This is a genomic window from Kitasatospora sp. NPDC001660 (assembly GCF_053596725.1).
The window spans coordinates 176,198-200,053 of sequence record NZ_JBSFGU010000005.1; the positions used below are offsets into that span (position 1 = coordinate 176,198).

Annotated in this window: 22 protein-coding genes and 1 pseudogene; 14 read left to right on the top strand and 9 right to left on the bottom strand. The window is 71.6% G+C overall.

Annotation, left to right across the window (positions count from 1 at the left end):
• Positions 1–56: 56 nt before the first annotated feature.
• The 3 genes and pseudogenes from ACWCXH_RS07860 to ACWCXH_RS07870 form a co-directional block, all read left to right on the top strand.
• Positions 57–995: a class I SAM-dependent methyltransferase gene (locus ACWCXH_RS07860; protein ID WP_449800469.1), complete on the top strand. Its 939-nt coding sequence runs from the start codon at positions 57–59 to the stop codon at positions 993–995.
• A gap of 382 nt (positions 996–1,377) precedes the next feature.
• Positions 1,378–2,955, top strand: a complete 1,578-nt coding sequence (locus ACWCXH_RS07865; protein WP_449800470.1) for an LCP family protein — start codon at positions 1,378–1,380, stop codon at positions 2,953–2,955.
• 100 nt (positions 2,956–3,055) lie between these two features.
• A pseudogene (locus tag ACWCXH_RS07870) lies at positions 3,056–3,235 on the top strand (hypothetical protein); the annotation flags it as partial.
• Between the two features lie 80 nt (positions 3,236–3,315).
• Here the strand turns inward: ACWCXH_RS07870 and ACWCXH_RS07875 are convergent.
• Positions 3,316–3,915 carry a hypothetical protein gene (locus tag ACWCXH_RS07875; RefSeq protein WP_449800471.1) on the bottom strand — a complete coding sequence of 200 codons (600 nt, stop codon included), beginning with the start codon at positions 3,913–3,915 and terminating at the stop codon, positions 3,316–3,318.
• Between the two features lie 304 nt (positions 3,916–4,219).
• Between ACWCXH_RS07875 and ACWCXH_RS07880 the strand changes: the two genes are divergently transcribed.
• The gene (locus tag ACWCXH_RS07880; RefSeq protein WP_449800472.1) at positions 4,220–5,800 is read left to right on the top strand and encodes an ATP-binding SpoIIE family protein phosphatase; all 1,581 of its coding nucleotides are present in this window, start codon (positions 4,220–4,222) and stop codon (positions 5,798–5,800) included.
• 99 nt (positions 5,801–5,899) lie between these two features.
• Here ACWCXH_RS07880 and ACWCXH_RS07885 read toward each other — a convergent pair whose 3' ends face one another.
• Together ACWCXH_RS07885 and ACWCXH_RS07890 are read right to left on the bottom strand one after the other, a co-directional pair.
• Complete coding sequence (locus ACWCXH_RS07885; RefSeq protein ID WP_449800473.1) at positions 5,900–7,282, bottom strand: amino acid permease; 1,383 nt, start codon at positions 7,280–7,282, stop codon at positions 5,900–5,902.
• A 184-nt stretch (positions 7,283–7,466) separates the two neighbouring features.
• The gene (locus ACWCXH_RS07890) at positions 7,467–8,474 is read right to left on the bottom strand and encodes an NADP-dependent oxidoreductase (protein WP_449800474.1); all 1,008 of its coding nucleotides are present in this window, start codon (positions 8,472–8,474) and stop codon (positions 7,467–7,469) included.
• A 186-nt stretch (positions 8,475–8,660) separates the two neighbouring features.
• Between ACWCXH_RS07890 and ACWCXH_RS07895 the strand changes: the two genes are divergently transcribed.
• On the top strand, positions 8,661–9,230 hold the full coding sequence (locus tag ACWCXH_RS07895) for a Uma2 family endonuclease (protein ID WP_449800475.1): 570 nt from the start codon (positions 8,661–8,663) through the stop codon (positions 9,228–9,230).
• A 154-nt stretch (positions 9,231–9,384) separates the two neighbouring features.
• Here the strand turns inward: ACWCXH_RS07895 and ACWCXH_RS07900 are convergent, their stop codons facing one another.
• From ACWCXH_RS07900 to ACWCXH_RS07915, 4 genes are all read right to left on the bottom strand, one after another.
• On the bottom strand, positions 9,385–9,774 hold the full coding sequence (locus ACWCXH_RS07900; protein ID WP_449800476.1) for an SCO5389 family protein: 390 nt from the start codon (positions 9,772–9,774) through the stop codon (positions 9,385–9,387).
• Between the two features lie 245 nt (positions 9,775–10,019).
• Positions 10,020–10,424, bottom strand: a complete 405-nt coding sequence (locus tag ACWCXH_RS07905; protein WP_449800477.1) for a hypothetical protein — start codon at positions 10,422–10,424, stop codon at positions 10,020–10,022.
• Positions 10,425–10,561: 137 nt separating this feature from the next.
• Complete coding sequence (locus ACWCXH_RS07910; RefSeq protein ID WP_449800609.1) at positions 10,562–13,258, bottom strand: glycosyl hydrolase; 2,697 nt, start codon at positions 13,256–13,258, stop codon at positions 10,562–10,564.
• 120 nt (positions 13,259–13,378) lie between these two features.
• Positions 13,379–13,615 (bottom strand): hypothetical protein, encoded by a 237-nt coding sequence (locus ACWCXH_RS07915; protein WP_449800478.1) that lies wholly within the window; start codon positions 13,613–13,615, stop codon positions 13,379–13,381.
• 127 nt (positions 13,616–13,742) lie between these two features.
• On the opposite strand from ACWCXH_RS07915, the gene ACWCXH_RS07920 reads away from it, so the two are divergent.
• The 9 genes from ACWCXH_RS07920 (at position 13,743) to ACWCXH_RS07960 (ending at position 20,360) form a co-directional block, all read left to right on the top strand.
• Positions 13,743–14,840, top strand: coding sequence for an AAA family ATPase (locus ACWCXH_RS07920; RefSeq protein ID WP_449800479.1), 1,098 nt, complete (start codon positions 13,743–13,745; stop codon positions 14,838–14,840).
• Between the two features lie 288 nt (positions 14,841–15,128).
• The gene (locus ACWCXH_RS07925; RefSeq protein WP_449800480.1) at positions 15,129–15,323 is read left to right on the top strand and encodes a hypothetical protein; all 195 of its coding nucleotides are present in this window, start codon (positions 15,129–15,131) and stop codon (positions 15,321–15,323) included.
• A gap of 56 nt (positions 15,324–15,379) precedes the next feature.
• On the top strand, positions 15,380–17,083 hold the full coding sequence (locus tag ACWCXH_RS07930) for a SulP family inorganic anion transporter (RefSeq protein ID WP_449800610.1): 1,704 nt from the start codon (positions 15,380–15,382) through the stop codon (positions 17,081–17,083).
• A 22-nt stretch (positions 17,084–17,105) separates the two neighbouring features.
• Complete coding sequence (locus ACWCXH_RS07935) at positions 17,106–17,591, top strand: ATP-binding protein (RefSeq protein ID WP_449800481.1); 486 nt, start codon at positions 17,106–17,108, stop codon at positions 17,589–17,591.
• Between the two features lie 8 nt (positions 17,592–17,599).
• Entirely contained in the window at positions 17,600–17,794 is a 195-nt protein-coding gene (locus ACWCXH_RS07940; RefSeq protein ID WP_449800482.1) for a hypothetical protein, read from the top strand.
• A 42-nt stretch (positions 17,795–17,836) separates the two neighbouring features.
• Positions 17,837–18,196 carry a zinc ribbon domain-containing protein YjdM gene (locus ACWCXH_RS07945; RefSeq protein WP_449800483.1) on the top strand — a complete coding sequence of 120 codons (360 nt, stop codon included), beginning with the start codon at positions 17,837–17,839 and terminating at the stop codon, positions 18,194–18,196.
• A gap of 78 nt (positions 18,197–18,274) precedes the next feature.
• Complete coding sequence (locus ACWCXH_RS07950; RefSeq protein WP_449800484.1) at positions 18,275–18,466, top strand: nuclear transport factor 2 family protein; 192 nt, start codon at positions 18,275–18,277, stop codon at positions 18,464–18,466.
• 382 nt (positions 18,467–18,848) lie between these two features.
• On the top strand, positions 18,849–19,313 hold the full coding sequence (locus ACWCXH_RS07955; protein WP_449800485.1) for a hypothetical protein: 465 nt from the start codon (positions 18,849–18,851) through the stop codon (positions 19,311–19,313).
• Between the two features lie 84 nt (positions 19,314–19,397).
• Positions 19,398–20,360 (top strand): phosphotransferase family protein, encoded by a 963-nt coding sequence (locus tag ACWCXH_RS07960; RefSeq protein WP_449800486.1) that lies wholly within the window; start codon positions 19,398–19,400, stop codon positions 20,358–20,360.
• Positions 20,361–20,625: 265 nt separating this feature from the next.
• On the opposite strand, the gene ACWCXH_RS07965 is transcribed toward ACWCXH_RS07960, so the two are convergent.
• Together ACWCXH_RS07965 and ACWCXH_RS07970 are read right to left on the bottom strand one after the other, a co-directional pair.
• Positions 20,626–21,915: an eCIS core domain-containing protein gene (locus ACWCXH_RS07965; protein WP_449800487.1), complete on the bottom strand. Its 1,290-nt coding sequence runs from the start codon at positions 21,913–21,915 to the stop codon at positions 20,626–20,628.
• 437 nt (positions 21,916–22,352) lie between these two features.
• The gene (locus tag ACWCXH_RS07970) at positions 22,353–23,720 is read right to left on the bottom strand and encodes a COG1470 family protein (protein WP_449800488.1); all 1,368 of its coding nucleotides are present in this window, start codon (positions 23,718–23,720) and stop codon (positions 22,353–22,355) included.
• Positions 23,721–23,856 lie beyond the last annotated feature (136 nt).

The following is a 23,856-nucleotide window of genomic DNA, read 5'->3' on the forward strand; positions in this document are numbered from 1 at the left end:
GCTTGCCGAGCAATGAGTGTTGACGACCCTTGCGTGGCGGCCCTAGAGTGCGGGCCGTGACTATCGATGATCTTGCTCGGCGCATCGCCGCCGACGTCGCGGGCGACGGTGGCCTCGCCGGCCTGCACCGGGTGTCCGAAGTGATCACCACCCTGGAGGACCGCCGCACGGCGCTGATCGACGAACTGCGCCGCGGCCGCCACGCGACCTGGGAGGAGATCGGCCGCGCCTGCGGGATGACCCGCCAGGGCGCCACCCGGCGCTGGTCCGGCAAGCTGCGGGCGCGCTCGTTCGGCGCCGCGGCCGGCGCGTACCAGCAGGGGCGGCCCGGCTACCCGCAGGCGCTGGTCGGCTCGGCCGTGCCGCGCGAGGCGCGCCGGGTGCTCGACCTCGGCGCGGGCACCGGCAAGCTGACCCGCCTGCTGGTGGACGCGGGCCTGGACGTCGTCGCGGTCGAACCGGACGAGGCGATGCGCGACCAGCTCGCGGCGGCCGTCCCGAAGGCGGCCGTGCGGGCCGGCTCGGCCGAGCGGATCCCGCTGCCGGACGGCAGTGTGGACGCGGTGGTCGTCGCGCAGGCCTGGCACTGGTTCGACCAGAACACCGCCGTCCCGGAGATCGCGCGTGTCCTCGCCCCCGGCGGGACGCTCTCCCTGATCTGGAACGTCCGTGACGAGTCCGAGCCGTGGGCCGCCGACCTCGGCGCCCTGATGCACCGCTCGGCGAAGCAGGCGATCGACACCCGGCCCGTCGTCCCCGCCCCCTTCGGCACGCCCGAGCGGCTGGAGATCCGCTGGGAGCACGCCACGACCAGGGTCGGGCTCCTCGACATGGTGGCCTCGCGCAGCTACGTCATCACCCTGCCCGACGCCGAGCGCGCCCGCCTCCTCGCGGACGTCGAGCACCTGCTCGCCACCCACCCCGACCTCGTCGGCCGCGACGAGATCGCCATGCCGTACCTGACCAGGTGCACCCGTGTCCGCCTGTCGACCTGACCGGCGCCAAGCCGTCGAACAGCGCACCGGCATCACCTGGCAGCGCGTCCACGAGACAGCCGCGGCCCTCACGAGCTCCGGAGCCTGAGCGGGGATCCACCCGCGCCGGTGACCGAGGTCGTCGTGAGAGGTCTCGGCGACCTCGCCACGGCAACCGTCGAGCGCCGGCTCGCCTGCCACCCGCGGAGCAAGCGAACTCGCGGCTCCTGCCCGGTACACGTGATCTGTGACACATCGCGTAACACGAACGTTCTGTCAGCGCCTCTGGGAGTCAGGAGAGTTGTCGTTCGAGGACGGGGTAAGCAGCGTGGGCCGGAGGCGGAACGGTGGACAGGTCACTGACGGTGCGGCGGGGCGCGGGCCGGCCGGGCGGCGGTCGCCGGTGCTGATCGCGGGCCGGGTGGTGGCCTGTTCGGTCGGGCTGGCGGTGTTCGTCTCCAGCGGGGTGGTCTGGTACGAGTACACGTCCCTGACCGACGGGATGACCACGTCCAACGCCATCGCGGAGACGAAGAAGGACGCGCCCAAGCACCTGGACAACTCGGTCAACCTGCTGCTGATCGGCCTGGACAGCCGCAAGAACATGGACGGTTCGAACGTCGACCCATCGATCGTGGAGAACGAGCTGCACGCCGGCCATGACTCCAGCATCGGCGGCTACAACACCAACTCGCTGATCCTGCTGCACATACCCGCGAACGGCGGCAGGGTGCAGGCGGTCTCCATCCCGCGCGATGACTGGGTGATGACCTACAACGGGGACGGCACCGAGATGGGCTGGGCCAAGATCAAGGAAGCCTACGGCAACGCCAAGGACCAGTTCGACAAGAGCTCGAAGGCCAAGGGGCTCAAGGGCGCGGACCTGGAGAAGGCCGGCCGCGACATCGGGCGCGCGGCCACCATCCGCACCGTGCAGAAGTTCCTCGACCAACCGGTGGACCACATCGCCGAGGTCAACCTGATGGGCTTCTACGACATCGCCAAGCAGCTCGAGCCGATCGAGGTCTGCCTCACCCACCCGGTGGACGATCCGATCAAGTCCAGGACCCCCGGCCACGAGGGCGGCGGCACCGGACTCAAGCTCCCGGCCGGACACAGCAAGCTCAACGCCGCCGACGCGCTCTCCTTCGTCCGCCAACGCCACAACCTGAACGACGGCCACGGGGACAATGACGACTTCGCCCGCACCCACCGCCAGCAGGCCTTCATCTCCTCGGTGATGCACAAGCTCAAGCAGCAGGGCGTCATCGGCGACCTCGGGGCCATGCAGAAGATGTTCGGTGTGGTGCAGAAGGACCTGGTCATCGACAACGAGTGGAACATCCTCGACTTCGCCCAGCAGGCCCCGGCCCTGACCGGCGGCAACGTCGAGTTCAACACCCTGACCTACGACACGGGCGGCAAGAAGGGCGACCCGCCGCAGGACGTCAACCTCGTCACCCCGGCCAAGATCCAGAAGGTGGTCAAGCAGGTGTTCGGCTACGCCGACGCCGCCGCCCCCGCGCCCGCACCCACCGACACCCCGGCCGCCACCCCGACGCAAACCCCCACTGCCACGCCCACCCAGGCGGCCGCCCCGGCCACCGTGGACGTGCTCAACGCCTCCTCCGCCGCCGGGGTCTCCTCCTCCAACGAGGCCAAGGTCCTGGTCGGCATGGGCTTCAAGGAGGGGCGGACCGGCCCGGCCGCCACCAAGCAGAAGAACACCACCGTCACCTACGGCAAGGGAGCCAAGGAGGCCGCCGACCAGATCGCCGCCCGCTACGGCGTCACCGCCACCGAGTCCGCCTCGGCCGGCGCCGGCCGGGTCGTGGTCACCCTCGGCACCTCCTTCGACGGTGTCGCGTCCGACCGGCCCGCCACCCCCAGCGCCGCTCCGAGCGACCCGGCCGCCGACATCCCGATGCAGGGCCCCAAGGTCGACGCCCAGTCCGACGGCGGGATCCCCTGCGTCTTCTGACGTCGCTCGGCGGCGGCTTCGGCTCCGTCGAGACCGTCCACCGCGTCTTCCGCGACCACGTCGGCGCCACCCCGACCGAATACCGGCGCCGCTTCCGCATGCGGCCCAGGCCGCCGCCCTCACAGGCTCCCTCGGCGCGCGCCGGGTGGTTCCGGTGCACTACACGTCGTGGGAGCACTTCACCGAGGGCCGCGCGGAGACGACCGCCCTCTTCACCGCCGCAGGCCTCGCCGACCGCCTCCACTGGCTCACGCCGGGCGTCGCCGAGACGCTGGAGTAGGGCCTACTCCGGAACCCGATCGAAGGTGCCGGTTCGGCGTGCCTGATGCGGCCCCGGCGAACGCGCAGTGCGAGTCGGCCCTAGCCCGCCGCCCTCCGGAGCAGCTCCTCCACGGCCTGCTCGATGACCTGGGGCCGCTGCGCGGCGGGGGTCCGCCTGATCCGGGCGCTCATCCGCTGCGCCTCCTCGGTCGTCGGCAGCCGGCCCATCAGGAGGAGCGGCAGCATCAGGCGCCGGGCGAGGAGTTCGTCCGCGGAGGTCACGTGCGGGCGGCGGACGACCGAGACGTTGACCCGGACGCCGTGTTCGTTGCCCCGCGGCACGCCCGGCCGGTCCGTCTCGATCGCGGCGTAGCGGAAGCCGTGCGCGAGGTCGCACGCGGCGCAGCCGACCGGGCCCCGGGCGAGCCGGTCGCCGCAGTCGGGGCAGGTCAGACGGTCCAACGCGGCGTCGACCACGCGCCAGTCGTGTCGATCCGGCTCGGCCACGACCATCTCGGCGAGTGCCACCGCATCGCGCTCGCCGTTGGCGCCCAGACGGGCCAGGAGCGCGGACCATTCGTCCTCGACGATGCCGTCGACGAGGGCGCGGCAGGCCGTGCAGGCGGGTGCGCCGCCGTACTCGTACCCGCCGCACTCGGCGCAGCGGAGCAGTTCCGCTCCGACCGCGGGTCGCGCCATGGTCCGTCTCCTCACTGTCCCGTCGAGTCTCTCCTACTGCGACCGGTCGACGGAAACGCGTCGCGCCTCCACCCGCCGAGCCTCCACCTGCCGCGCCTTCACCCGCCGCGCCCCCAATCCGCCGACTCGCCGAACCGCCGCAAGGGCGTCGTCGGCCTCGGCCTTGCGTGAACGGTCACTTCCGGTCAGGTCGGGCCAGGTTCGCTCGCCATGCGGCAAATGGAGTCAACTGTCTTGCGGAGCAGTCCGGTTGCGGTGGTATTGGCTTTCGAAACTCGTACGGCACGACGCACATGGGGTCGACATGGGCAAGGGGCACAGATCAACGACGGCCCAGCGGGAGAGGCGGGAGAGCGAGGACGCCTCTCCGGCCGCAGAGGAGCGGTTTCGGGGGCTGCTGGAAGCGGCCCCGGACGCGATGGTCATCGTGGACGTCACGGGGACGATCACACTCGTGAACGCCCAGACCGAGGCGCTGTTCGGCTACGGCCGCGAGGAGCTCCTGGGGCGGCCGGTGGAACTGCTGATCCCGGGCCGGTTCCGCGCCCACCATGCCCGGCACCGCAGTGACTACGCCGCCAACCGGCAGGTACGGCCCATGGGGGCGGGACTGGACCTGCGCGGACTGCGCAAGGACGGCACCGAGTTCCCCGTCGAGATCAGCCTCAGTCCCCTGGAGACCAGCGACGGCCTGCTGTTCTCCGCCGCCGTCCGCGACGTCAGCGACCGCAAAGCCGCAGAGGCCGAGTTGACCGTGCTCTACGAACAGCAACGGCACATCGCCCTCACCCTCCAACGCAGCCTGATGGGCACCCCGCCCGCCATCCCCGGGCTCACCGCCGCCCACCGCTACCGGCCGGCGACCCAGGGGGCCGGTGTCGGCGGTGACTGGTTCGACCTCATCCCCCTGGGCGCGGGCCGGGTCGGGATCCTCATCGGGGACGTCATGGGCCGGGGCCTGGAAGCCGCTGCGGTCATGGGCCAGCTGCGCTCAGCCGCCCATGCCCTGGCCATCACCGGCATGGAGCCGCGCGACCTGATGCAGTCGCTGGAGACCGTCGTCGGTGACCTCGCGGTCCCCGACCAGCTCGTCACCTGCTGCTACCTGGTCATCGCCCCCGACACCCGGGAGGTGTCCGTCTGCTCGGCCGGCCACCTTCCGATCCTGGTCGCCACCCCCGGTCGCCGGGCGCGGATCCTGCCCGCGCCGATCAGCGCGCCGCTGGGGGTGGGCGGCATCCCCCACCAGCAGACCTCCGCCGTCCTGCCCCCTCACACCCTGCTCGCCCTGTTCACCGACGGCCTGATCGAAACCCCCGGGTACGACATCGAGGACCGCCTGAACACCCTCATGGACGCCATCGACACGGCACCCGACGCCGGCGACCTGGAAGCCGTGGCCGACCACATTCTGTCCACCCTGCTCCCGCCCGTCCCCGGTTACGACGACGACGTCACGCTCCTGCTGGCCCAGGTCCCCGCGGCCCCGGACGTCACGGCCGCGATCGAGCTGCCCGCGGTCCCCACCTCCGTCGCCGAGGCGCGAGCCTTCGTCGAGAAGGTCCTCGGTTCCTGGAGCCACCATCACTTGGTCGACGACGTCAAACTGCTGACCTCCGAGGTGTTCACCAACGCCATCCAGCACGGTGAAGGGCCCGTGCGCCTGCACATGCGCTGCCACTGCACCGAACTGGTCGTCGAAGTCACGGACCACAGCCCCCACTTGCCGCATCCCCGGCTCGCCGAAACGGACGAGGAGTCGGGGCGCGGCCTCACCCTCGTCGAGGCCCTCGCCCGCCGCTGGGGAACCCGCCCCGCCGAGGCGGGCAAGATCACCTGGTTCACCCTCCCCCTGGGCCAAGTCCCCTCTCCCAGCGCCGGCTGAGCGCCCTCGAAGGAGCGCCCCCAAGCAGCGGGAACAAGGAAGTGCCCGGTGATACTTGCAGGGGACAAGTACCACCGGGCACTCCCGGCTTGAGGGGGGTCAGTCCTTGCGTCGACCGGCCATCCAGACGAACACCAGGATGCCCGCGAAGAGGAACAGCACCCCCTGGTAGACGGCCGCGTACCCGGCGCCGGCGACCAGCCACAGCGAGAAGCCGAACGCACCCAGGCCCAGGACCGCGTCACGGACGAGGCGGGCGGTCGCCACCTCGCGGCCGCCGCGCACCAGCCAGTAGAGCTGGGCGGCGGTCGAGAGCAGGTAGGGGACGGTCGCGGTGAAGGTGGTGATCAGCACCAGGGCGTCGAACGCGCCCTTCGCGCCGGACGCGAAGTTGAGCACCGTCAGCACCGAGGCCAGCGCCACGCTGACCACGACGCCGAACACCGGCACCCCGCGCTTCTCCTTGGCGAACGCGGCCGGGAACAGCCCGTCCTTGGCGGCCGCGTACGGCGCCTGCGCGGCCAGCAGAGTCCAGCCGTTGAGCGCGCCCGTCATCGAGATCAGCGCGGCGACGGCGATCACCGTACCGCCCCACGAACCGCCGAACATCGCGTTCACGGCGTCCGAGAAGGGTGCGGTGGAGTGCACGAGCCGGTCGTGCGCGACGCTGCCGAACACCGCCAGCGTGCCCAGCAGGTAGACCAGGGCCGCGCCGGCCGTGCCGAGCACGCTCGCCCGGCCGACGTTGCGCTCGGGGTCGCGCACCTCGCCCGCGCTCATCGCGGCCGACTCGACGCCCAGGTAGCTGAAGAGCAGGATCGCCGCGGCGGCCGTCATGCCGCCGACCACGCCCTGGCCGGAGGCGTCGAACGGGCCGAGGTTCTTCGGGTCGAAGAAGCCGAGGCCGCCCACCGCGACCAGCGCCAGCGGGATGAACTTCAGGACGGTGGAGACGAGCTGGACGGCCCCGACGTACCGGGTGCCGGCCAGGTTCGCCAGCGCGGGCAGCCACTGCACGGTCAGCGCGGCGGCGATGGTGAGCACGGTGGAGTGCCCGAGGGGAACGAGCACGTCGAGGTACCCGACGGCCGCCACGGCGAGCGCCGCGTTGCTGACCCACGTGGTGATCCAGTACGACCAGGCCGAGATGAACCCGGCGAAGTCGCCGAACGCCTCGCGGGCGTAGACGTACGGCCCCCCGGTGCGCGGGTTGCGGCGCGCCAGCTGCCCGAAGACCAGCGCGAGCGCGATCGCGCCCACGGTCAGCACGGCGAACGAGACCAGGCTGACCGTGCCGAACGGCGCCACGGCGGCCGGGATCATGAAGATGCCGCCGCCGATGATGTTCCCCATCACGAGCGCGGTCGCGGTCGGCAGACCGAACCGCCCGCCCGGCCGTGAGGGGGAGGGGGCGGCCGGCTCCGCGTCGGTGGGCGGGGTCGGCCGGGGAGCCTGCCAGGGTACGGCCGGGCTGGTCTGCATGAGGGTGGTGCGCCTTTCCTGGTCCTGCTGCGCTCGGTGGAGCGACCGCCCATGCTCACAGAGAGGTACCGGCTCGTACCAAATCGGTGGTTTTCGTCCGGCCGACCCCGGTCCGTCGCCGCAAGATTTCCGGTCGGGCGCCCCTGGCACCGGCACTCGTCCGGCGGGGCGCTCACCGCGATGATCACGGCAGGCGCAGTACCAGCTTGCCGGTGTTCTCGCCGCTGAACAGCATCCGGAACGTCCGCGGGAAGTCGTCGACGGTGCCCTCGACCACGTGCTCCTTGACCTTGATCCGGCCCTCGCCGATCCAGCCGGCGATCTCGGCCGCCGCCTCGGCGTAGCGGCGCGCGTAGTCGAAGACGACGAAGCCCTCCATCCGGGCCCGGCGCACCAGCAGGGAAAGGTAGTTGGAGGGGCCCTGGACGGCGGTCTCGTTGTTGTACTGGCTGATCGCCCCGCAGATCACGACGCGGGCGTGCATCGCGAGGCGGGTCAGGGCGGCGTCGAGGATGTCGCCGCCGACGTTGTCGAAGTAGACGTCGATCCCGTCGGGCGCATGCGTGCGCAGGGCCTTGCGGACGTCCTCGGCGCGGTAGTCGACGGCGGCGTCGAAGCCGAGCTCCTCGGTGAGGAGGGCGCACTTCTCCGGCCCGCCCGCGATCCCGATCACCCGGCAGCCCTTGACCTTGGCGATCTGGCCGACCATCGTCCCGACGGCCCCGGCGGCGCCGGACACCACGACCGTCTCGCCGTCCTTGAGCGCGCCGACGTCCAGCAGGCCGAAGTAGGCGGTCATCCCGGGCATGCCGAGCGCGCCCAGGTAGGTCGAGAGCGGCGCGAGGGCCGGGGCGACGCGCAGCGCGCCCTTCCCGTCCGACACGGCGTACTCCTGCACGCCGAACGCACCGACGACGTGGTCGCCGACCTTGAACTCCGGGTGGCGCGACTCGACGACCTCGACCACCGACCCGGCCCGCATCACCTCGCCGATCCCCACCGGCGGCAGGTACGAGGGCCGGTCGTCCAGCCACCCGCGCATCGCCGGATCCAGCGACACGTACCGCGTCCGCCCGACGAACTCACCGTCCCCGGCCACCCCGACCGCCCCGTCGACCAGCTCCCAGTCCTCGTCGCGCACCTCCCCGACCGGACGGCGGGCAAGAAGGACCTGGCGATTGACAGCGGACATGGGGGCGCCTCCAGTCGACACGGCGATGACACGTGAAGGCGAGTCTAAGCAAGCGCTTAGTCATCTGGCCAGAGGGGTGTGGCGGTATCCGGATGGTGACGCAGAGTCCGACTCCGTGCACCGGTAGTATTGCCGCGAGGCCGGTCCGTTGCGGGTCGCGCCGCCACCGGACAGGAGGGCAGCGGAGTGAGCACGGCGCACGCCGGCCCGGGTGACTACAGCCACGTACCCAACCCGGAGCAGGCGCTCAAGTACGCGATCCAGCACATCGCAGGTCCCCGCGTCGAGATCATCGAGGGAGTCATCACCCCTGTGTCGCCGTCCTGGGCACATGAGAACGCCATTGACGTGATTCGCGAGCAGATTCGTCCGCGCATGCGCGAACTCGGCCTCCGCTCGGGCTCCGGCAACCTCGATCTGCCCGGTACGGCGAACTTCTATCAGCCGGACCTGGCGGTCGTGTCGGCCGAACTCGCCAAGGCGTCGGAGGGGGCGCTGCTCCCCGACCAGACCTTCCTCGTCGTGGAGGTCACCTCACCGTCGAACGCCGATACGGACCGCACGGTGAAGCGTCGCCGCTACGCGCAGTACGGCGCTCCCCTTTACCTCCTGGTGGACCGCCAGGAGCGCACCTGCACGCTCTTCTCGCAGCCCGGCGAGCTCGGCTACACCCTCGTCGAGGGCCCGCACCCCTTCGGTGTCCGGCTGCGGCTCCCGGTGCCGTTCGACGTGGAGTTGGACACCGACGAGTTCTGAGGGTCACAAAGCCGGGTATTCGGTGGCGAGTTCGCCGTGGCCGCCGGCGACAAGATCGCCGAGGGACCGTACGCGCATCCGTAACCGGCCCGCCATGCGGCACAACGCGACGAGGCCCCCGCTCACGGAGCGGAGGCCCGTCGCTGTCGAGCGGTCAGCAGCTGCGCAGCTCCGGGCTCTGGTTGCGGATCTGGTTGTGCAGCGACGTGAACTCCCGGTACGCCGCGCTGTCCTCGGCTCCGGGTCGGAACGCGCCGACGCGGTGGCAGTTGACGAACGCGAGCGTCACGCCGAAGTGCCGCTCCAGGCTGCCGCGGATGGCGTTGCTGGCGAGGGCGCGGAGCAGCTGGGCGCGCTCCTCGTCGGTGGGGGTGGTGTTGTCGTTGACGAACTCCTCATCGGTGGCGGCGAGTTCGGTGCTGAGGCCGGCGACCACTCGGTAGGCGTAGGGGAGCGAGGTGCGGACGGTTTCGACGAAGTCGGCCTCGTCGACCTCGCCGTGCGCGGCCTGGGCGAGGAGGGCGGGGGAGACGTCGAGCGACATGGGGTCCCCTTTCGCGGGGGTTCACGGGACGGGTGGGGAGGGTGGCGCGGAAAACGTCAACGGTTAGCGAAGATGAAAACCATTGCTATATGGACTGTCCAGGACACCCTGATGTCCTGTCAAGTGCAGCGCCGTGCGGCCAACTCCGGCGCGCGCCCCCGTTCATCCCCCTGCCGGCGCCCGGGCTGCCATCACGTCGCCGCCGATGCCGGATCGACCAGCCACTTCAGGTGGCCGCCCGAGCGTCAGCCCGTCGGGCGGGAGGGGGCGGGGCCGGGGCGGTGCTGGAGGTCGACCGGGTTCTCACCGTCGTTCGGGGGGAAGGTGGGGTCGGGGCTCGCCTGCGGCGGAGGTGCCTGGTCCGGCGTGGCAGCGGTCCCCGGGGAGGCTGACCGGCTCGGGGCCGCGCTGCGGCCGGTGGCGAGCGGCCGCGCGGTCGTGCTCGCGCCGGCCGAGGCCGCGCCCGGTGCCGTCGTCGGCGGGGCCGGGGCGACGCCGGGCGGAGGACTGGGGGTACCTGCTGCCGCCGGGGTCGTGCTCCGGGCGGGGGAGGTGGCCGGGGCGGGTGAGGTGCCGTTGCCGGACGCGCAGGCGGTCGCGGTGAGGGCGAGGAGCAGGGCGGCTGCCGGGAGGGCGGCGGTTCTCTTCACGGGTGGTGGTCTCCGGTCTCGTGCTGTCCGCTGCTGTCCGCGGTTGGACGTGCGCGCTGGTCCGGGGGTTCCGGCCATGCCGGTGCCCGGCGCGCTCGGGTGAGCGGGCCGGGCACCGGTGGTTGCGCGTGTCGTGATCAGCCCTGGCTGTCGTCGTCCTCGTACAGCTCGCACGGGTTGATCGACCAGATGCCGCGGCCGAAGGTGGCCGCGTACAGGCGGCCGTCCGGGCCGGTCTTCAGCTGCTGCACCGAGGTGGTGGGCAGGTTCCTGCCGAGCACCGAGAAGTCGGTCCGGCCCGGCGCCCGGTAGAAGACGGCGACGTCGGTGCCGAGGGCGAGCCCGCCGTTCGGCAGGAGCTTCACCGAAGTCGCGGGCACGTCCGGCAGGTTGGCCGAGACGTCGGTCCAGGTGGCGCCGCCGTCGTGGGTCTCGAAGAGGTGGCCGTATCCGGCGCCGGGGCCCTCGGTCCAGGTCCGGGAGAAGCCGTTCATGGCGACGAAGACGTGCTGGGCGTCGTTCTCGTCCACCGCGAACGAGGACACGTAGCGGTTGGGCAGGGTGCCGTCGGCCGGCAGGTTGAGCTGGTGCCACCCGGTGCCGTCCGTCTTGCCGACCGCGATGCCGCGGGTGAAGCCCTGGTTGTTGCAGGGGCCGCACCAGCCCGCGTACACCGTGCCGTTGACGGTCGAGACGGCGGTGGCGAAGTGGCCGGTGCCCAGGTCGTAGGCGGACGTCCACTCGCTGCCGCTGCGGATCGCGTAGCCCTTGTGCTGGACCCACACGTGCTGGCCGCCGGCGATCCAGGTGTTGACGTCCTTCGGGTCGCTGGTGATCGGCGCGATGAAGCGGGCGGAGCTGGTGGCCTTGTCGGGCGGGGCGACCTCGTACGAGGTGGCCTTGCTCGGGTCGCTGTTGCCGGAGCCGTCGTTGACGGCGCAGTTCTGGGTGACCCACATGTCGAGGTAGACGTACTCCTCGGCGATGTTGCAGCCGTTGGCCGGGTCCACCAGGGTGTCGGCGCCGTCGCCGCCGAAGTTGGAGCCCATCACCTTGTCGTGGGCGCGCAGGATCGACTCGCCGTTGTCCTGCAGGCCGCCGCTGACGATGACGCCTCGGCCGGACTTGTCCGCCGGGTCCTTGCCGACGCCGACCGAGTAGTACTGCAGGGTGTCGATGGTGCCGTCGGCCAGGGACTTCCAGTCGGTGGCGTGGCCGGAGGCGTCGGCCGAGCCGTTGACCGGGCGGCTGTAGATGCCGCCGTCGTTGCCGACGAACACGGTCGGCTTGCCCTGGTAGGTGCCGATGGCGACGGCGTGCTGGTCGGAGTGGGTGGTCGGCGAGCAGGTGCCGGTCACCTTGGTGGGGTCGATGCTCCAGCACGGGAACGGGAAGTTCCAGTACGGGCCGGGGACGCTCCAGTCGGCGCCGCCGTCCTTGGTCTCCAGCACCTCCTCCAGACCCGCGTACAGGTGGTCCGGGTTGGCCGGGTCGACCTGCAGGAACTGGTTGTACCAGGACTGGATGCCCGGCTGGTACCCGGCGCCCTGGAGCGCCGAACCGGAGTTCTTGATCTTGTCCTTGTCCGCGATCAGCGTCCACGGGCCGGACGGCGAACCGGACTTGGAGACGTAGATGCCCTTCAGGCCGGAGTCCGGGTTGTGCGCGGTGAGGTCCGGGGACTGGTCGATCGCGTAGTAGCGCGAGCCGTCCGCCGAGCGCGCGAAGGTCACGTTGCCGACGTTCGCCGCGTCCGTCGGCAGGTCACCCAGCGCGGCGACCCGCTGCCAACTGCCGTCCGCCGCCTTGCTGTAGAAGCCGTTGTACGTGTCACCGCCGCGCCAGCCGACGGCGAGGATCACCTTGGACGGGTCCTTGGGGTCGATCGCGATGTCGTTCGCGATGTTCTTGTACGGCGCGCTCGGGTCCTTGGCCTTCGAACCACCCGGCAGGTAGTCCGGGTTGGGCGCGAACTCCAGCGTCCACGGGCCGGACAGGTCCGTGGTGGAGTGGCTCCACACGCCGCGGCTCGTCGCCGCCCACACCCGGCCGCCGCCGAAGCGCAGCGCGTGGATGATCGTCGACTCCAGCTCGGCCCCGCCGACCCGGTTGCCGGGCTGGAACTTCCCGTGCTTCGGGTCCGACAGCACGTACACGCCGGTGCCGACGTACGACGTGGCGCCGGTGTTGGACTCGCCGGTGGCGTACCAGAGCCGCCCGCCCCCGTCGAGGTTCAGCGTGCCGGTGGACAGCGACGGCAGCTTGTCCGCGATCGGCTCCCACCGCCCGCCGCCGGTGCGCGAGCGGAACACGCCGCCGTTCGCGCCGCCCGCGTAGACGTAGCCGTCGTCGTCGGCCGCGATGCCGGTGATCCGGCCGGTGGTGTACCCGGCGCCCCCGCTGGAGTTGGAGTTGGCGTCCCGGTAGCGCGGGTCGTCCTCGTTGTACGGCTTCTTGGTGACGTGCGTCCAGTTGCCGTCGGTGTGCGGCATCGACTGCAGCTGCGCCCAGGCCGCGCCGTACGCGCCGGGCGCGACGACGCCCGGGGCGGTGCGGGCCTCGGTGTACTGCGCGGTGCCCTCGGCGGAGTTCTCCGCCTCGTCCGCGCCGCCGTCGTCCCCGCCGGCCGACTCGGCCTTGGCGGCGAAGGCGGGCCGGGCGGTGCCCGTGCCCTTGACCTTCGCGGCGTGCTGGTGGCCGACCTCGGCCAGGTGCTGCGCCGGGTTGGGGAGCGCCGTGGTCGGCGCGGCGAGGGCCTGGGTGGTGGTCAGTCCGAGCGCGGTCAGGGTGACGGCAGGAAGCAGCAGTCGTCGACGTTGCCTGTTGGGCACGATGGTGGGTCCTCCCCATGCGGCGGGTCGCGCGGTCGCGCTGCCCGGCGGAAACAGACCGAAGCTTGGCGTGTCACGGGACCGCAGTGAAGGGGGCGCGCATAACGAATACCTAAAACCAAATCAGTGAAGAAAGTTGAAGGAGAACAGAGTGCAGTTGGCGTTCGGATGGACGTAGTAGTGCGGGCCGAGCTTGGTGGTCGAGCCGGCGGCGGCGTGGTCGGCGCCGAAGCCCGGGATGAAGTGGTCGACGCCGCTGCCGGCCGCGTCGATCTCGGCGGGCGGCGCCGTGGAATATCGGCCCTGGTCGGAGCCGCCTGCGTGGCGGACGGCGGCCCGCGCCCGGCGGGTTCTCTTCAAGTGGCCCCGGAAGATCGGATCTCCCGGTAGGGTCCCGATTCGTTACCGGAGAGTAGTCGGTGCGGCGACACATCGTCGCAGCTCTTTGGCGTTTCGGTGTGGACAACTGGGTTGTGGGGGTGAGTGGGTGACGACGTTAGGGCAGCTGCTGCGGGAGTTTCGCCGCGCTGCGGGACTGACCCAGGAGGAACTTGCCGAGGCCGCCGGGTTGGCGGCCAGATCGATCAGGGATCTGGAGAGGGGCCGCCGGGAGCGGCCGCAGCGCCGCACGTTGGAGGTGCTGGTGTCGGCGCTGGGGCTGGCCCAGGCCGACGCCGCCGCGCTGCTCGCTGCCGGTCGCAGGGGCCGGCAGGGGAGTTCTCCCGCCGGTGACGGTGTGACGGGACCCGGATTGCTCGGTCGTCGCGGCGAGTTGGCGATCCTGGAGCGCGCGGCCGCTGACGCCCGGGCCGGCCGGGGCGCGGTCGTGCTGGTCCGTGCGAGTGCGGGAATGGGGAAGACCTCGCTGCTGAACGCCTGGGCCGCCGCCGAGCAGGCGCGGGGGTTCCGGGTGGTCCGGGCCGCCGGGGGAGAGCTGGAGCGGGACTTCGCCTTCGCCGTGCTGCGGCAGTTGGCCGAGCCGTTGCTCGCCCGAGCCGGTGGTGCCGGGCGGGAGCGGCTGTTGTCGGGCCCCGCGGAGCTGTCCTCGCACGTCCTGCGCGTGGAGGGAACCGGCGAGGGCGGAGGTTTGTCGCCCGAAGCGTCACTGGGTGTGCTGCACAGCCTGTACTGGCTGATGGTGCACGTCACGGATGGCGGGCCGATCGCTCTGGTGATCGACGACGTCCACTGGGCGGACGGCCCTTCCGTGCGGTGGCTGGACCACCTGGCACGGCGCCTGCGCGGGCTCCCGTTGCTCCTGGTGCTGGCCGCACGGCCGGACAGCGGGACCGGGGTCGAGCCGCTCCTGGAGCAGAGCGCCGGACAGCCGGATTGCCTGCCCGTCGAGCTGCCCGCGCTGGGCACCGACAGCGTGGCCCGGCTGGTGGGGGAGAGCCTGGGGCACGACGCCGAACCGCGGTTCGTCGCCGCGTGCGCCGAGGCGTGCCAGGGCAACCCGTTGCTGCTGCGCGAGTTGCTGCGGACCCTGGCCGACAACGGGGTGGAGCGAGGGGCCCCGGAGATCCCGCAGAGAACTCCGCCGCTTCGCGGCTCCGGGCCAAGGATGCACTCCCTCCCCGGCTGAAGCCGGGGATACCCTGCAAGATCAGTGCGGGACGGTCTACCGGAAGATTCACCGGAAGGATCCGGCCGGAGGGTCCCGCCCGCGACCGACCGTTCCTTCGGTGCGGCCGCTCAGAACACCAACCGTTACTGATCACAAGTGATCGCTACTATCCGAATCCATCACATGCGAAACCAGCGACTTGAAAAATTCTTCATATCCATACATGCTGTCATGTCGTTGGACCGGCACACGGTGCGTCCGGCAGCTGTTGGCGGCGTCCGCCTCCGGCAGGGGAAAGGGGTGGTCGTGACCGCGGTGTTCGACGAGGAGCTGCGCGAGCAGCTGGCCCGGGCCCGCCAGGCACTGCGGCAGGCCCGCGCCGACGGGGACGACGACGGCGCCCAGGCCTACGCCGGACGCGTGGCAGCCCTGCTGCGCACGGCGTCGGACCACGGGATCGACCTGCCGCACACCGCCGAGGAAGAGCAAGGAGAGAGCTGACCGATGGCCGTCCCGCTATACCGGGTCGCGACCGCCACCCAGGAGGCCGCAGCGTGATGGCCGTCGCCGCCGCCGTCCTCGATCGGACGAGATCCGTGCTGCCCACCCGGCAGATCCTCACGACCATGGGCCGCTCGCCCCGCAAGGACCTGCTCGCCGGGCTCACGGTGGCCGTGGTCGCGCTGCCGCTGGCCCTCGGCTTCGGCATCTCCTCCGGGGCCGGCGCCGAGGCCGGACTGGCCACCGCCGTCGTCGCGGGCGCGCTGGCCGCGGTCTTCGGGGGCTCCAACCTCCAGGTCTCCGGGCCGACCGGCGCCATGACCGTGGTCCTGGTCCCGATCGTCGCCCGCTACGGCACCGGCGGTGTGCTCACGGTCGGCCTGCTCGCCGGGGCGATCCTGATCACGCTCGCCCTGGCGCGGGCCGGCCGCTGGATGGCCTACGTCCCCGTACCCGTCGTCGAGGGCTTCACCCTCGGCATCGCCGGCGTCATCGCCCTCCAGCAGGTGCCCGGCGCGCTCGGCGTCAAGAAGCCCGAGGGCGACAACCCGGCCGTCGTCGCCGCGAAGGCGGTCCGGGCGTTCGCCGCCGCGCCGCACTGGGCGGAGATCGGCGTGGCCCTCGCGGTGGCGGCCGTGATGCTCGTCGGCGTACGGCTTCGGCCCGCGCTGCCGTTCTCGCTGATCGCCGTCGTCGCCGCGACCGTCACCGCCGAGCTCGCCGATCTGCCCGTCGCCACCATCGGCCACCTGCCCGCCGGTCTCCCGGCCCCCTCGCTCGGCTTCCTCGACCTCTCGGCCGTCCCCGCCCTGCTGCCCTCGGCCCTTGCCGTCGCCGCGCTGGCCGCGCTGGAATCGTTGATGTCCGCCACCGCCGCCGACGCGATGAGCGTCTCCGAGCGCCACGACAGCGACCGTGAACTGTTCGGCCAGGGCCTGGCCAACCTGGCCGCCCCGCTCTTCGGCGGCGTCGCCGCCACCGGTGCGATCGCCCGCACCGCCGTCAACGTCCGCTCCGGCGCCGTCTCCCGCCTCGCCGCCCTCGTCCACGCGGGCGTCCTCGCGGTGATCGTCTTCGCCGCCGCACCGCTGGTCGCCGGAATCCCGCTGGCGGCGCTCGCCGGGGTGCTGACCGCCACCGCCGTACGGATGGTCCAGGTCGGCTCGCTGCGCGCGCTCGCCCGCACCGGGCGCGGCGAGGCCGCCGTCCTCGTCCTCACCGCCGCCGCCACGCTCGCGTTCGATCTGGTCACCGCCGTCGCGATCGGCCTGCTCGTCTCCGGCGTCCTGGCGCTCGCCGCGGTCGCGAAGGCGGCACGGGTCGAGCAGGTCCCGCTGCACGCCGACCTGCCCCCGGCCGACCACCACGACGAGGAGCAGGCCCTGCTCGCCGAGCACATCGTCGCCTACCGGATCGACGGCCCGCTGCTGTTCGCCGCCGCGCACCGATTCCTGCTGGAGCTCACCGAGGCCGCCGAGGCCAAGGTCGTGATCCTGCGCATGTCGAGGGTCAGCGCGATCGACGCGAGCGGTGCCACCGTCCTCGGCGACGCCATCGCCCGACTCCAGCGGCGCGGCACGCTCGTCCTCGTCTCCGGCATCCGCGACGAGCACCACCGCGCCCTCGACGCGCTCGGCGTACTCGACCAGCTCCGCGCCGACGGGCGAGTGTTCGGCAGCACGCCGGACGCCATCGACTACGCCCGCAGCCACTTGCACGGCCGAGCCGTGTTCGGCCGTCTCTCCGGAGCCTCGCATTGACCGAACCCGCCGAGAGTCTGCGGTGATCCGCCGCTGGCGCGATCGTCGGCAGCGCGACCACGCCTCCGCCGAGCCCGCCCGGCCCGCCGACCACCACCGCGGCTACCGGATGAGCCTGGCCAGCACCTGGCCGGCCGCCCGGACGAGCCGCCGGATCACGGTGACCGTCCTCACCGGGTGGGGCGTGCGGCCGAGGACCGTCGTGCACGACGCCGTCGTCCTCGCCGTCACCGAACTGGTCACCAACGTCGTCCGCCACGCCGGTTCGCGCTCCCCGTTCTTCGAACTGCTGCTGGCCATGACCGACACCCACCTCGAAGCCGGCGTCCGCGACGGTCACCCCGGCCTGCTCGACACCCCGCGCCCGGGTGACCCGGGCGGCCTGGCCGACATAGCCGAGCTCGCCCACCACCTCGGCGGCGACCTGACGGTCCAGCCCGCGCCCGACGGCGGCAAGACCGTCCGCGTCCGCTTGCCGCTCAGCCCGTCCACCGCGACCCCGCAGTAAGGCCGCCCTTGCGCTTCACCATCACTTCCTACGACGACGACCACGGCACCCCCACCACCCCGCAGACCGTCGACCTGCCCACGCTCCGGGCCCTCCTCGCCGAAGCCGCGACCACCGGCCTGCGCCTGCACATACGCCCCCAGCCCGGAGAAGCCCGCCCCTGCGCAGCCGCCACTGAACCAGCGGCCTCGCAGACCCGCTGACCTCGGAAAACACCCCTGAAAACGACTGGATATCCTGAACACATGAGCGACAACCTCCCCCCGTGCCCGCAGTGCTCCAGCGAGTACACCTATGAGATGAACGCCCTCATGGTCTGCCCGGAGTGCGGCCACGAGTGGGTCCCCGCCGACGCCGGCGAGACCGCTCCGGCCGCGGCCGGCGAGCGCGTGATCAAGGACGCCGTCGGCAACGTGCTGAGCGACGGCGACACCGTGACCGTCATCAAGGCCCTCAAGGTCAAGGGCAGCGTCTCCGGCATCAAGGCGGGCACCAAGGTCCGCAACATCCGCCTGGTCGACGGCGTCGACGGCCACGACATCGACTGCCGCATCGAGGGCTTCGGCGCGATGCAGCTGAAGTCCAGCGTGGTCAAGAAGGCCTGAGCCCCTCCGCCCACCCAGGAGCCCGCGGGCCGATCGAGCGACGATCGGCCCGCGGCCTTTTTGCTCCAGGGGAGCCTCATGCGAAAGCGCCTGAGGGAGATCGCTGCGGCTGCGGTCACCGTGGGGGTGTTCGTGAGCTTGTCGGGCTCCCCAAGGGTCGGCCTCCCCCGAGAGAGCGAGCCGTTCCGTCTCTCCGTCCTCCTCCAGCGCACACCGGACGGCTGGGCCATCGCCCACTACCAGGTCTCCCACCTCCCCGACCCGGCCTGAGCGGCACCGTACGGGCCCGAAGGCCGGCCCGGTTCGTGGAAGCGGCGCCGGAACTGTTCCCAGGTGGGTGGGGGTGCTTGAAGCGGACCCAGCGAGTCAGCCTCCCCTCGAACTCCCGGACTCACCATTGGTGCGTTCCTGGCGTTCTTTCGCACCCCGGGATCGGCCGAGGCCATCGTCCGGATCCACACCGGGACCTCGTCGGCCGGGGCACCGTGCCGAACGTTTCGAGGCTCGCGCCCGGGAAGCGGCGACGGAACGCTCCTGCTCCGATCGATCAGGAACCGAGAAGCCGGGCGGCGGCGCGGGACGTAGCGTGAACACGTCGCCGGGAGATCCGGCACCGGTGGTCCACAGCCGGACGACATCATCAGGAGGACCCATGCCGTACACCGTCGACTTCAAGAACGTGTCCACCATCGGCCTGGAATCGTCCCCGGTAACGGAGGCGCTTGCAGGGCTGCGCGCCAACGAGGCGCGTTACTACAAGAACAAGTACGACCACGAATTCACCGTCCGGCCCGCGAGCGAGGCGCCGGAGGTGCTCGACCTGGTGACCCGCATCCTCTCCGAGGAGCGCGGCATCGTCATCTCCGCCCGCCCGCTCGAGGTGACCTCCTTCGAGGTGGGCGGATTCCGGATGGCTTACGTGTTCTACGAGTCCGGCCTGGCGGTCAACGTGATGTACGGCATCGAGGACGGAACGAAGCGTGCTGTGGGGTTCAAGCTCTCGGAAGGCATGGACGTTCCCGAGGAACTGGCGTCGAAGTTCAAGTTCGCGCGCCAGAAGTCGAAGCTGGCCGGAGAAATCCGCGGCTCCTTCTTCGTGATCAAGGGCGAGTACTGAGCGCCGTGCGGGGGCTCGCCCCACAGCAGGGCTCGCCGTTGACGGCCTTTGCGCGTGCTGCCGTCCGGATGATGAGGTGGCACGGTGACCAACCACGATGAGGCGGCGGCCGTCCGGCCGTTGACACTGGCTTGGGTGAGCCGGCACCTGGACGTCGGCGAACGGATCGTCAGAACCGAGGTGCTGCAAGGCGGCATCACTGCCGAGATGCGGAGGCTGACCATCCGCATGCGGGACGGAGGCACCCGTGACCTGGTGCTGCGGACCTTCGTCGACCCGTTCTACGTGGAGCACGCCGAGGACTGGCTGAACAGGGAAGCCGGCGCCCTGACGCTGCTGGCGGGGACCGGCGTGTCGGCTCCTGGACTGGTCGCGGTCGATCCGACCGCCGCGCATTGCGAGTATCCGTCGCTCCTGATGACACGTCTGGCGGGCCGGACGATCCTCGACGATGAGGGGCTGGAGACGCGCGTCCCTCTGCTGGCCCGTCAACTCGTCGCGATCCACGCGTTGCGCCCCGCCGAGCGGCCCCGGGCGTATGCGGCGTTGACGACCGCCGACACCGTCGTGGTTCCGAAGGGTGCCGACGCGGCGGCATGGGCCGCGGCGATCGACGTGATCCGCAAACCGGCGCCGCCCTATGAAGGGCGATTCCTGCACCGGGACTTCCAACCCGGCAATGTGCTGTTCGACGTGCCGCCCTCAAGGTCAGCGAGTGCGCGGATCACTGGTGTCGTCGACTGGGCGGGGACCTCCTGGGGCCCGGCGGATCTCGATGTGGCGCACTGCTCCACCAATCTCGCGCTGCTGCACGGTCCGGCGTGGGGTCTGCGGTTCGCCGAGGCGTACGAGGAGGCCGGCGGGGTGCTGGCCGCGGCCGCGCGCGAGCGGCTGTACTGGCGGGTGCGGGACGGGCTGGCGTTCTCGGAAGAAGTGCAGTTGGTGGCGCGGGCATGGCGGGTGGCAGGGAGGGCGGAGCTGACGACGCGAGCCGTGGAAGAGCGGCTGGACGCCTATGTCACTGCCCTGATGGACACGCTGGGCTGAGCCGGCGGCCCCGTGCAGCGGCAGTGCTGTTGGTATTGCCGGGTGCCGGCCCCGTGTCTCGCCGTGAACGGGGCCGGCGGCCGACGGAGTGGCGGTCGTCCGCTGAGCGTGAACGTGGCGGCATGTCGAGATGGTGAGCATGTGAGGCCTGGTGTCCTTGGCGGACGTTTCCGACGCTGCGTCGGATTCCTCTTTTCGGACGGCAGGGGCCCCTCGCGGGTGGCACCTCGCCACCGGCCGGGTCGGGGCCGGCGGGTTCCGGGGGTCAGGCGTCCGTCGTGTCGGTGGTCACCGTGGACAGGTCGACGTTCCAGGTGACGTCGCCGGCCGGGTCCGCGATGATGGGGGCCGCCTGGTCGGGGTTGTCGGGGTCGAACTCCGAGACCAGGGTGTGGGTGACCTCGGGGCTGGTCCAGGCGGGCATGGTGCGGTTCCAGGGGTCTGTCCGGCGGGCGACCTTCCAGCGGAACGACACGCTGTAGGACTTCAGCCAGTACCCGGAGGTCATCTTCGCCGAGGTGGAGAAGCCGGGATTGTCGTGGAACTTGATCTCGTTCTGGCCGTCGTCGATGACCGCGTTGGTGTAGGGCGGCCGGTAGGGGCCGTCCTGGGTCCACTGGCGGTTGGACGGGTGTTCGCCGAACCCGTTCTTCGACTCGACGATCTGCACGTTGGAGTCGGTGACCTCCTGCCAGAAGTGGTAGTTGGTGGAGACCCGCTGCGGGGCGCCCTGCGGGTTCTTCAGGGTGGCCGCCTGCCAGAAGCCGATGTTCTGGGCGTCGTGCAGCTTCTGGCTCGTCGGGCCCTCGTAGCCCGACCTGAACTCCAGCACCGGCCGGTTGAGGTCGAGGTTCGCTGCGCGGCTCTTGGCGCGGGTGCTGCGGCCCGAGGGCGGGCTGCTGCCCCTGACGCCCGCCGTGTCCGCGTCCCGTTTGGCAGGCATCCGTTGCACCGCTTCTCCGGGGCGGGAGGGCGGGCCGGCGTTACCGTGGGCGAGCGGGGCCGACAGGGCGCGGACGGCGTTGGCCTCCGCCTCGCGTTCGTGGCGGTCGGACGGGTCGGAGATCCGCAGGCCGTCGCCGCGGTCGGTGCCGGCGACCGGGCCCTGGCGTTGCTGGATGACGTGGGTGAGTTCGTGCGCCAGGGTGTGCCGGTCGCCGCCGCCCTCTCCGAGCACCACGTGGCTGCCCGAGGTGTAGGCGCGGGCGCCGACCTCGGCGGCGGAGGCGCGCGCCGTACTGCCGGTGTGCAGTCGCACGTCGGAGAAGTCGGCCCCGAGGCGGGACTCCATCTCGCGGCGGGTGGTCGTGTCCAGCGGCTGTCCGGCGGTCCGTAGCACCTGGGGCACCAGGGAACGCTGGAGTGGTAGCTCGTCCTGCCCGCCGGTGCCGCCGGACTCGCGTCGCGTCCGCTCGACCAGGCGGGTCACCGCGGCGTTGCCGATGGTCCGTTGCAGGGCGAGGGCGATGCCGGACCTCGGGCCCGGTCGCACCGCCCGGGTCGCGGCGGGGGAGGGTCCCCGGTCGGCCTGTCGGTCCGGTTCGTGAGCGCGCACGGCGATCGGGTTCCTTCCTCCTCGTGACGGTCCGGCCTTGTGGTGATTTGGTGTACATACGGCCTTGGTGGCGCCTTTGGTGCGGGAACAGCGCAACGCTACTTCCGGATCGACGGAACGTCAGCAGTGCGTCGGGGCAGGCTCCACCGTCCGCGGGGGCGGACCGGCTGCCCTGCCGGGACCCGGTCGGCTTCCCCGGGAGGGCAGGCCGGGCCGGCGGGACGGTTCGACGGGGTTGTCGGTAAGTGTCCGAACCGGTAAGGGTGTCCACCGGGTGTTGACATGATCACGGGACGTGAGGGGAGGTGCGGAAGGGGGGATGCCTCGGAGGCCGGCGGGTCGGTTCCGGTGGAAGGGGCCCGTTGACATCGTTGGGGCGTCGGGTGCACCTTTCCGGTCCGGTTTCCCGGGGGAAAGGCGTCATCATGCGCGCCGAGTCAGTTCCCCTGCCTGATGTCGCTCAACGTTCCGCTGATGTTGAGGAGTTCGTGGCACGTCGACGCCTGCTTGCCCGAGGCCGGGGTGCCGGGTGACTCGCAGGTCACGTTCACCGTCACGGCCTGGTCCTCCGGGACCTGGAGGGGAGTCACCCAGTGGTAGTCCTGGTTGCGGAAGGTCTCCAGCGCGATGGTGGTGATCGTCTGCTTGCCGGCCGTGATGGTCAACAGCCCTTGGTCCCCCTGGAAGTTGGCGGCCACGATGTCGGTGATGTCGAACACCTTGCCGTGCGGCACCTGGTAACTGCCCGACGACGAGGCGCTGTTCGCGGTCTGCACGTCGATCGTGGCGGAGCTCTGCTGCCCGGTTCCCGGCGCCGCCAGGCCCGGGCCGGGGCCGCCGTTGCCCGGTTGCCCGCCGCCCGGCCGGCCGGCACCCGGCTGTCCCTGGCCGTTGGTGCTCCCGGGGGAGGGGGCCGCCGGTGCACCGTCGGCGGGTGCGGCGGCGGTCGGGTTCGGGGTGGCGCTCTGCTGGGCGACGGCCTGCTCGGCTGCCTGCTTCGCCGAACTGCGCACCGCCGGGCGGACCAGGGCGAACCAGGCCAGCAGCAACGCGAGCAGCGCCGCCAGGAGGGCGAGCAGCCACTTGGGGAAGATCGGGAGCTGGATGAACTCCCCGTCGAGAGTGGGATGCCGGATGGTCGTCAGGGGCTTGGCAGGCGGGTCGGGCTCGGCTTTGCCGCCCGCGTCCTTCCCGGCCGCGCCCTCCTCCGGGCCCACCGTGACCTCGAACGGCCAGGTCGCCTGCTTGCCGAACCAGATCAGCTTGCGGGTGCGCGCCTGCAGCCGCACCTCGCCGGACTCGCCGGGTTCCAGCCGCAGCCGCTCCGGGGTGACCTTGAACCGCAGTTCCTCGCCCGGCTGTCCAGGGGTGGGCACCACGGTGCCGGGAGCGTTCCCGAGATTGCGCACCGACGTCCGGTAGCGTCCGCGCAGCCAGCCGCGACGGCGGCGGGGCGCGAGCGCGGCCTGCAACTCGTGGAACGGCGTCACGGTGACCGTGGTCTCCGGAACCGCCACCAGCTCGGGGCGCTCCGTCGGCAACACCCGGATGCCGAGCGGGAATTCACCGGCGCGCGCGGCGTGCGAACGCGGCGGGGCCAGGCGTACCGTCACCGTCGTGGACGTCCCCGGGTAGAGCGAGACCCGGGCCGGCTCGACCGTCGTCCACGGGGCGCAGTCCCCGACCACCTCCAGCGAGTACGCCTCAACGATGTCGAGGCCGTTGCGTACCGTCAGGGTGGTGGTGGCCACGCCACCGGGCGCCACCGTCAGTGTGGGCAGGCCGAGTTCGGCGGATGTGGTCATAGCGTGACGGTAGGACCGCCGACCCGTCCACGCAGAGGGCCGTGCGGGCAAGCCGTGGGCACACCCCTTGCCCCGCGCGGACAGGCCGCCCCCCGCCAGGTGCCGCCGCCCAGTAGTGCGCGATCCGGGCGCTCCC

What these genes read in the sequence shown, in the direction of transcription:
- ACWCXH_RS07875 (WP_449800471.1), bottom strand. Translation starts at nt 3,915, where the DNA reads ATGGCGCGACCCGCGGTCGGAGCGGAACTGCTCCGCTGCGCCGAGTGC.
- ACWCXH_RS07880 (WP_449800472.1), top strand. Translation starts at nt 4,220, where the DNA reads ATGGGCAAGGGGCACAGATCAACGACGGCCCAGCGGGAGAGGCGGGAG.
- ACWCXH_RS07885 (WP_449800473.1), bottom strand. Translation starts at nt 7,282, where the DNA reads ATGCAGACCAGCCCGGCCGTACCCTGGCAGGCTCCCCGGCCGACCCCG.
- ACWCXH_RS07890 (WP_449800474.1), bottom strand. Translation starts at nt 8,474, where the DNA reads ATGTCCGCTGTCAATCGCCAGGTCCTTCTTGCCCGCCGTCCGGTCGGG.
- ACWCXH_RS07900 (WP_449800476.1), bottom strand. Translation starts at nt 9,774, where the DNA reads ATGTCGCTCGACGTCTCCCCCGCCCTCCTCGCCCAGGCCGCGCACGGC.
- ACWCXH_RS07930 (WP_449800610.1), top strand. Translation starts at nt 15,380, where the DNA reads ATGGCCGTCGCCGCCGCCGTCCTCGATCGGACGAGATCCGTGCTGCCC.
- ACWCXH_RS07945 (WP_449800483.1), top strand. Translation starts at nt 17,837, where the DNA reads ATGAGCGACAACCTCCCCCCGTGCCCGCAGTGCTCCAGCGAGTACACC.
- ACWCXH_RS07950 (WP_449800484.1), top strand. Translation starts at nt 18,275, where the DNA reads ATGCGAAAGCGCCTGAGGGAGATCGCTGCGGCTGCGGTCACCGTGGGG.
- ACWCXH_RS07955 (WP_449800485.1), top strand. Translation starts at nt 18,849, where the DNA reads ATGCCGTACACCGTCGACTTCAAGAACGTGTCCACCATCGGCCTGGAA.
- ACWCXH_RS07970 (WP_449800488.1), bottom strand. Translation starts at nt 23,720, where the DNA reads ATGACCACATCCGCCGAACTCGGCCTGCCCACACTGACGGTGGCGCCC.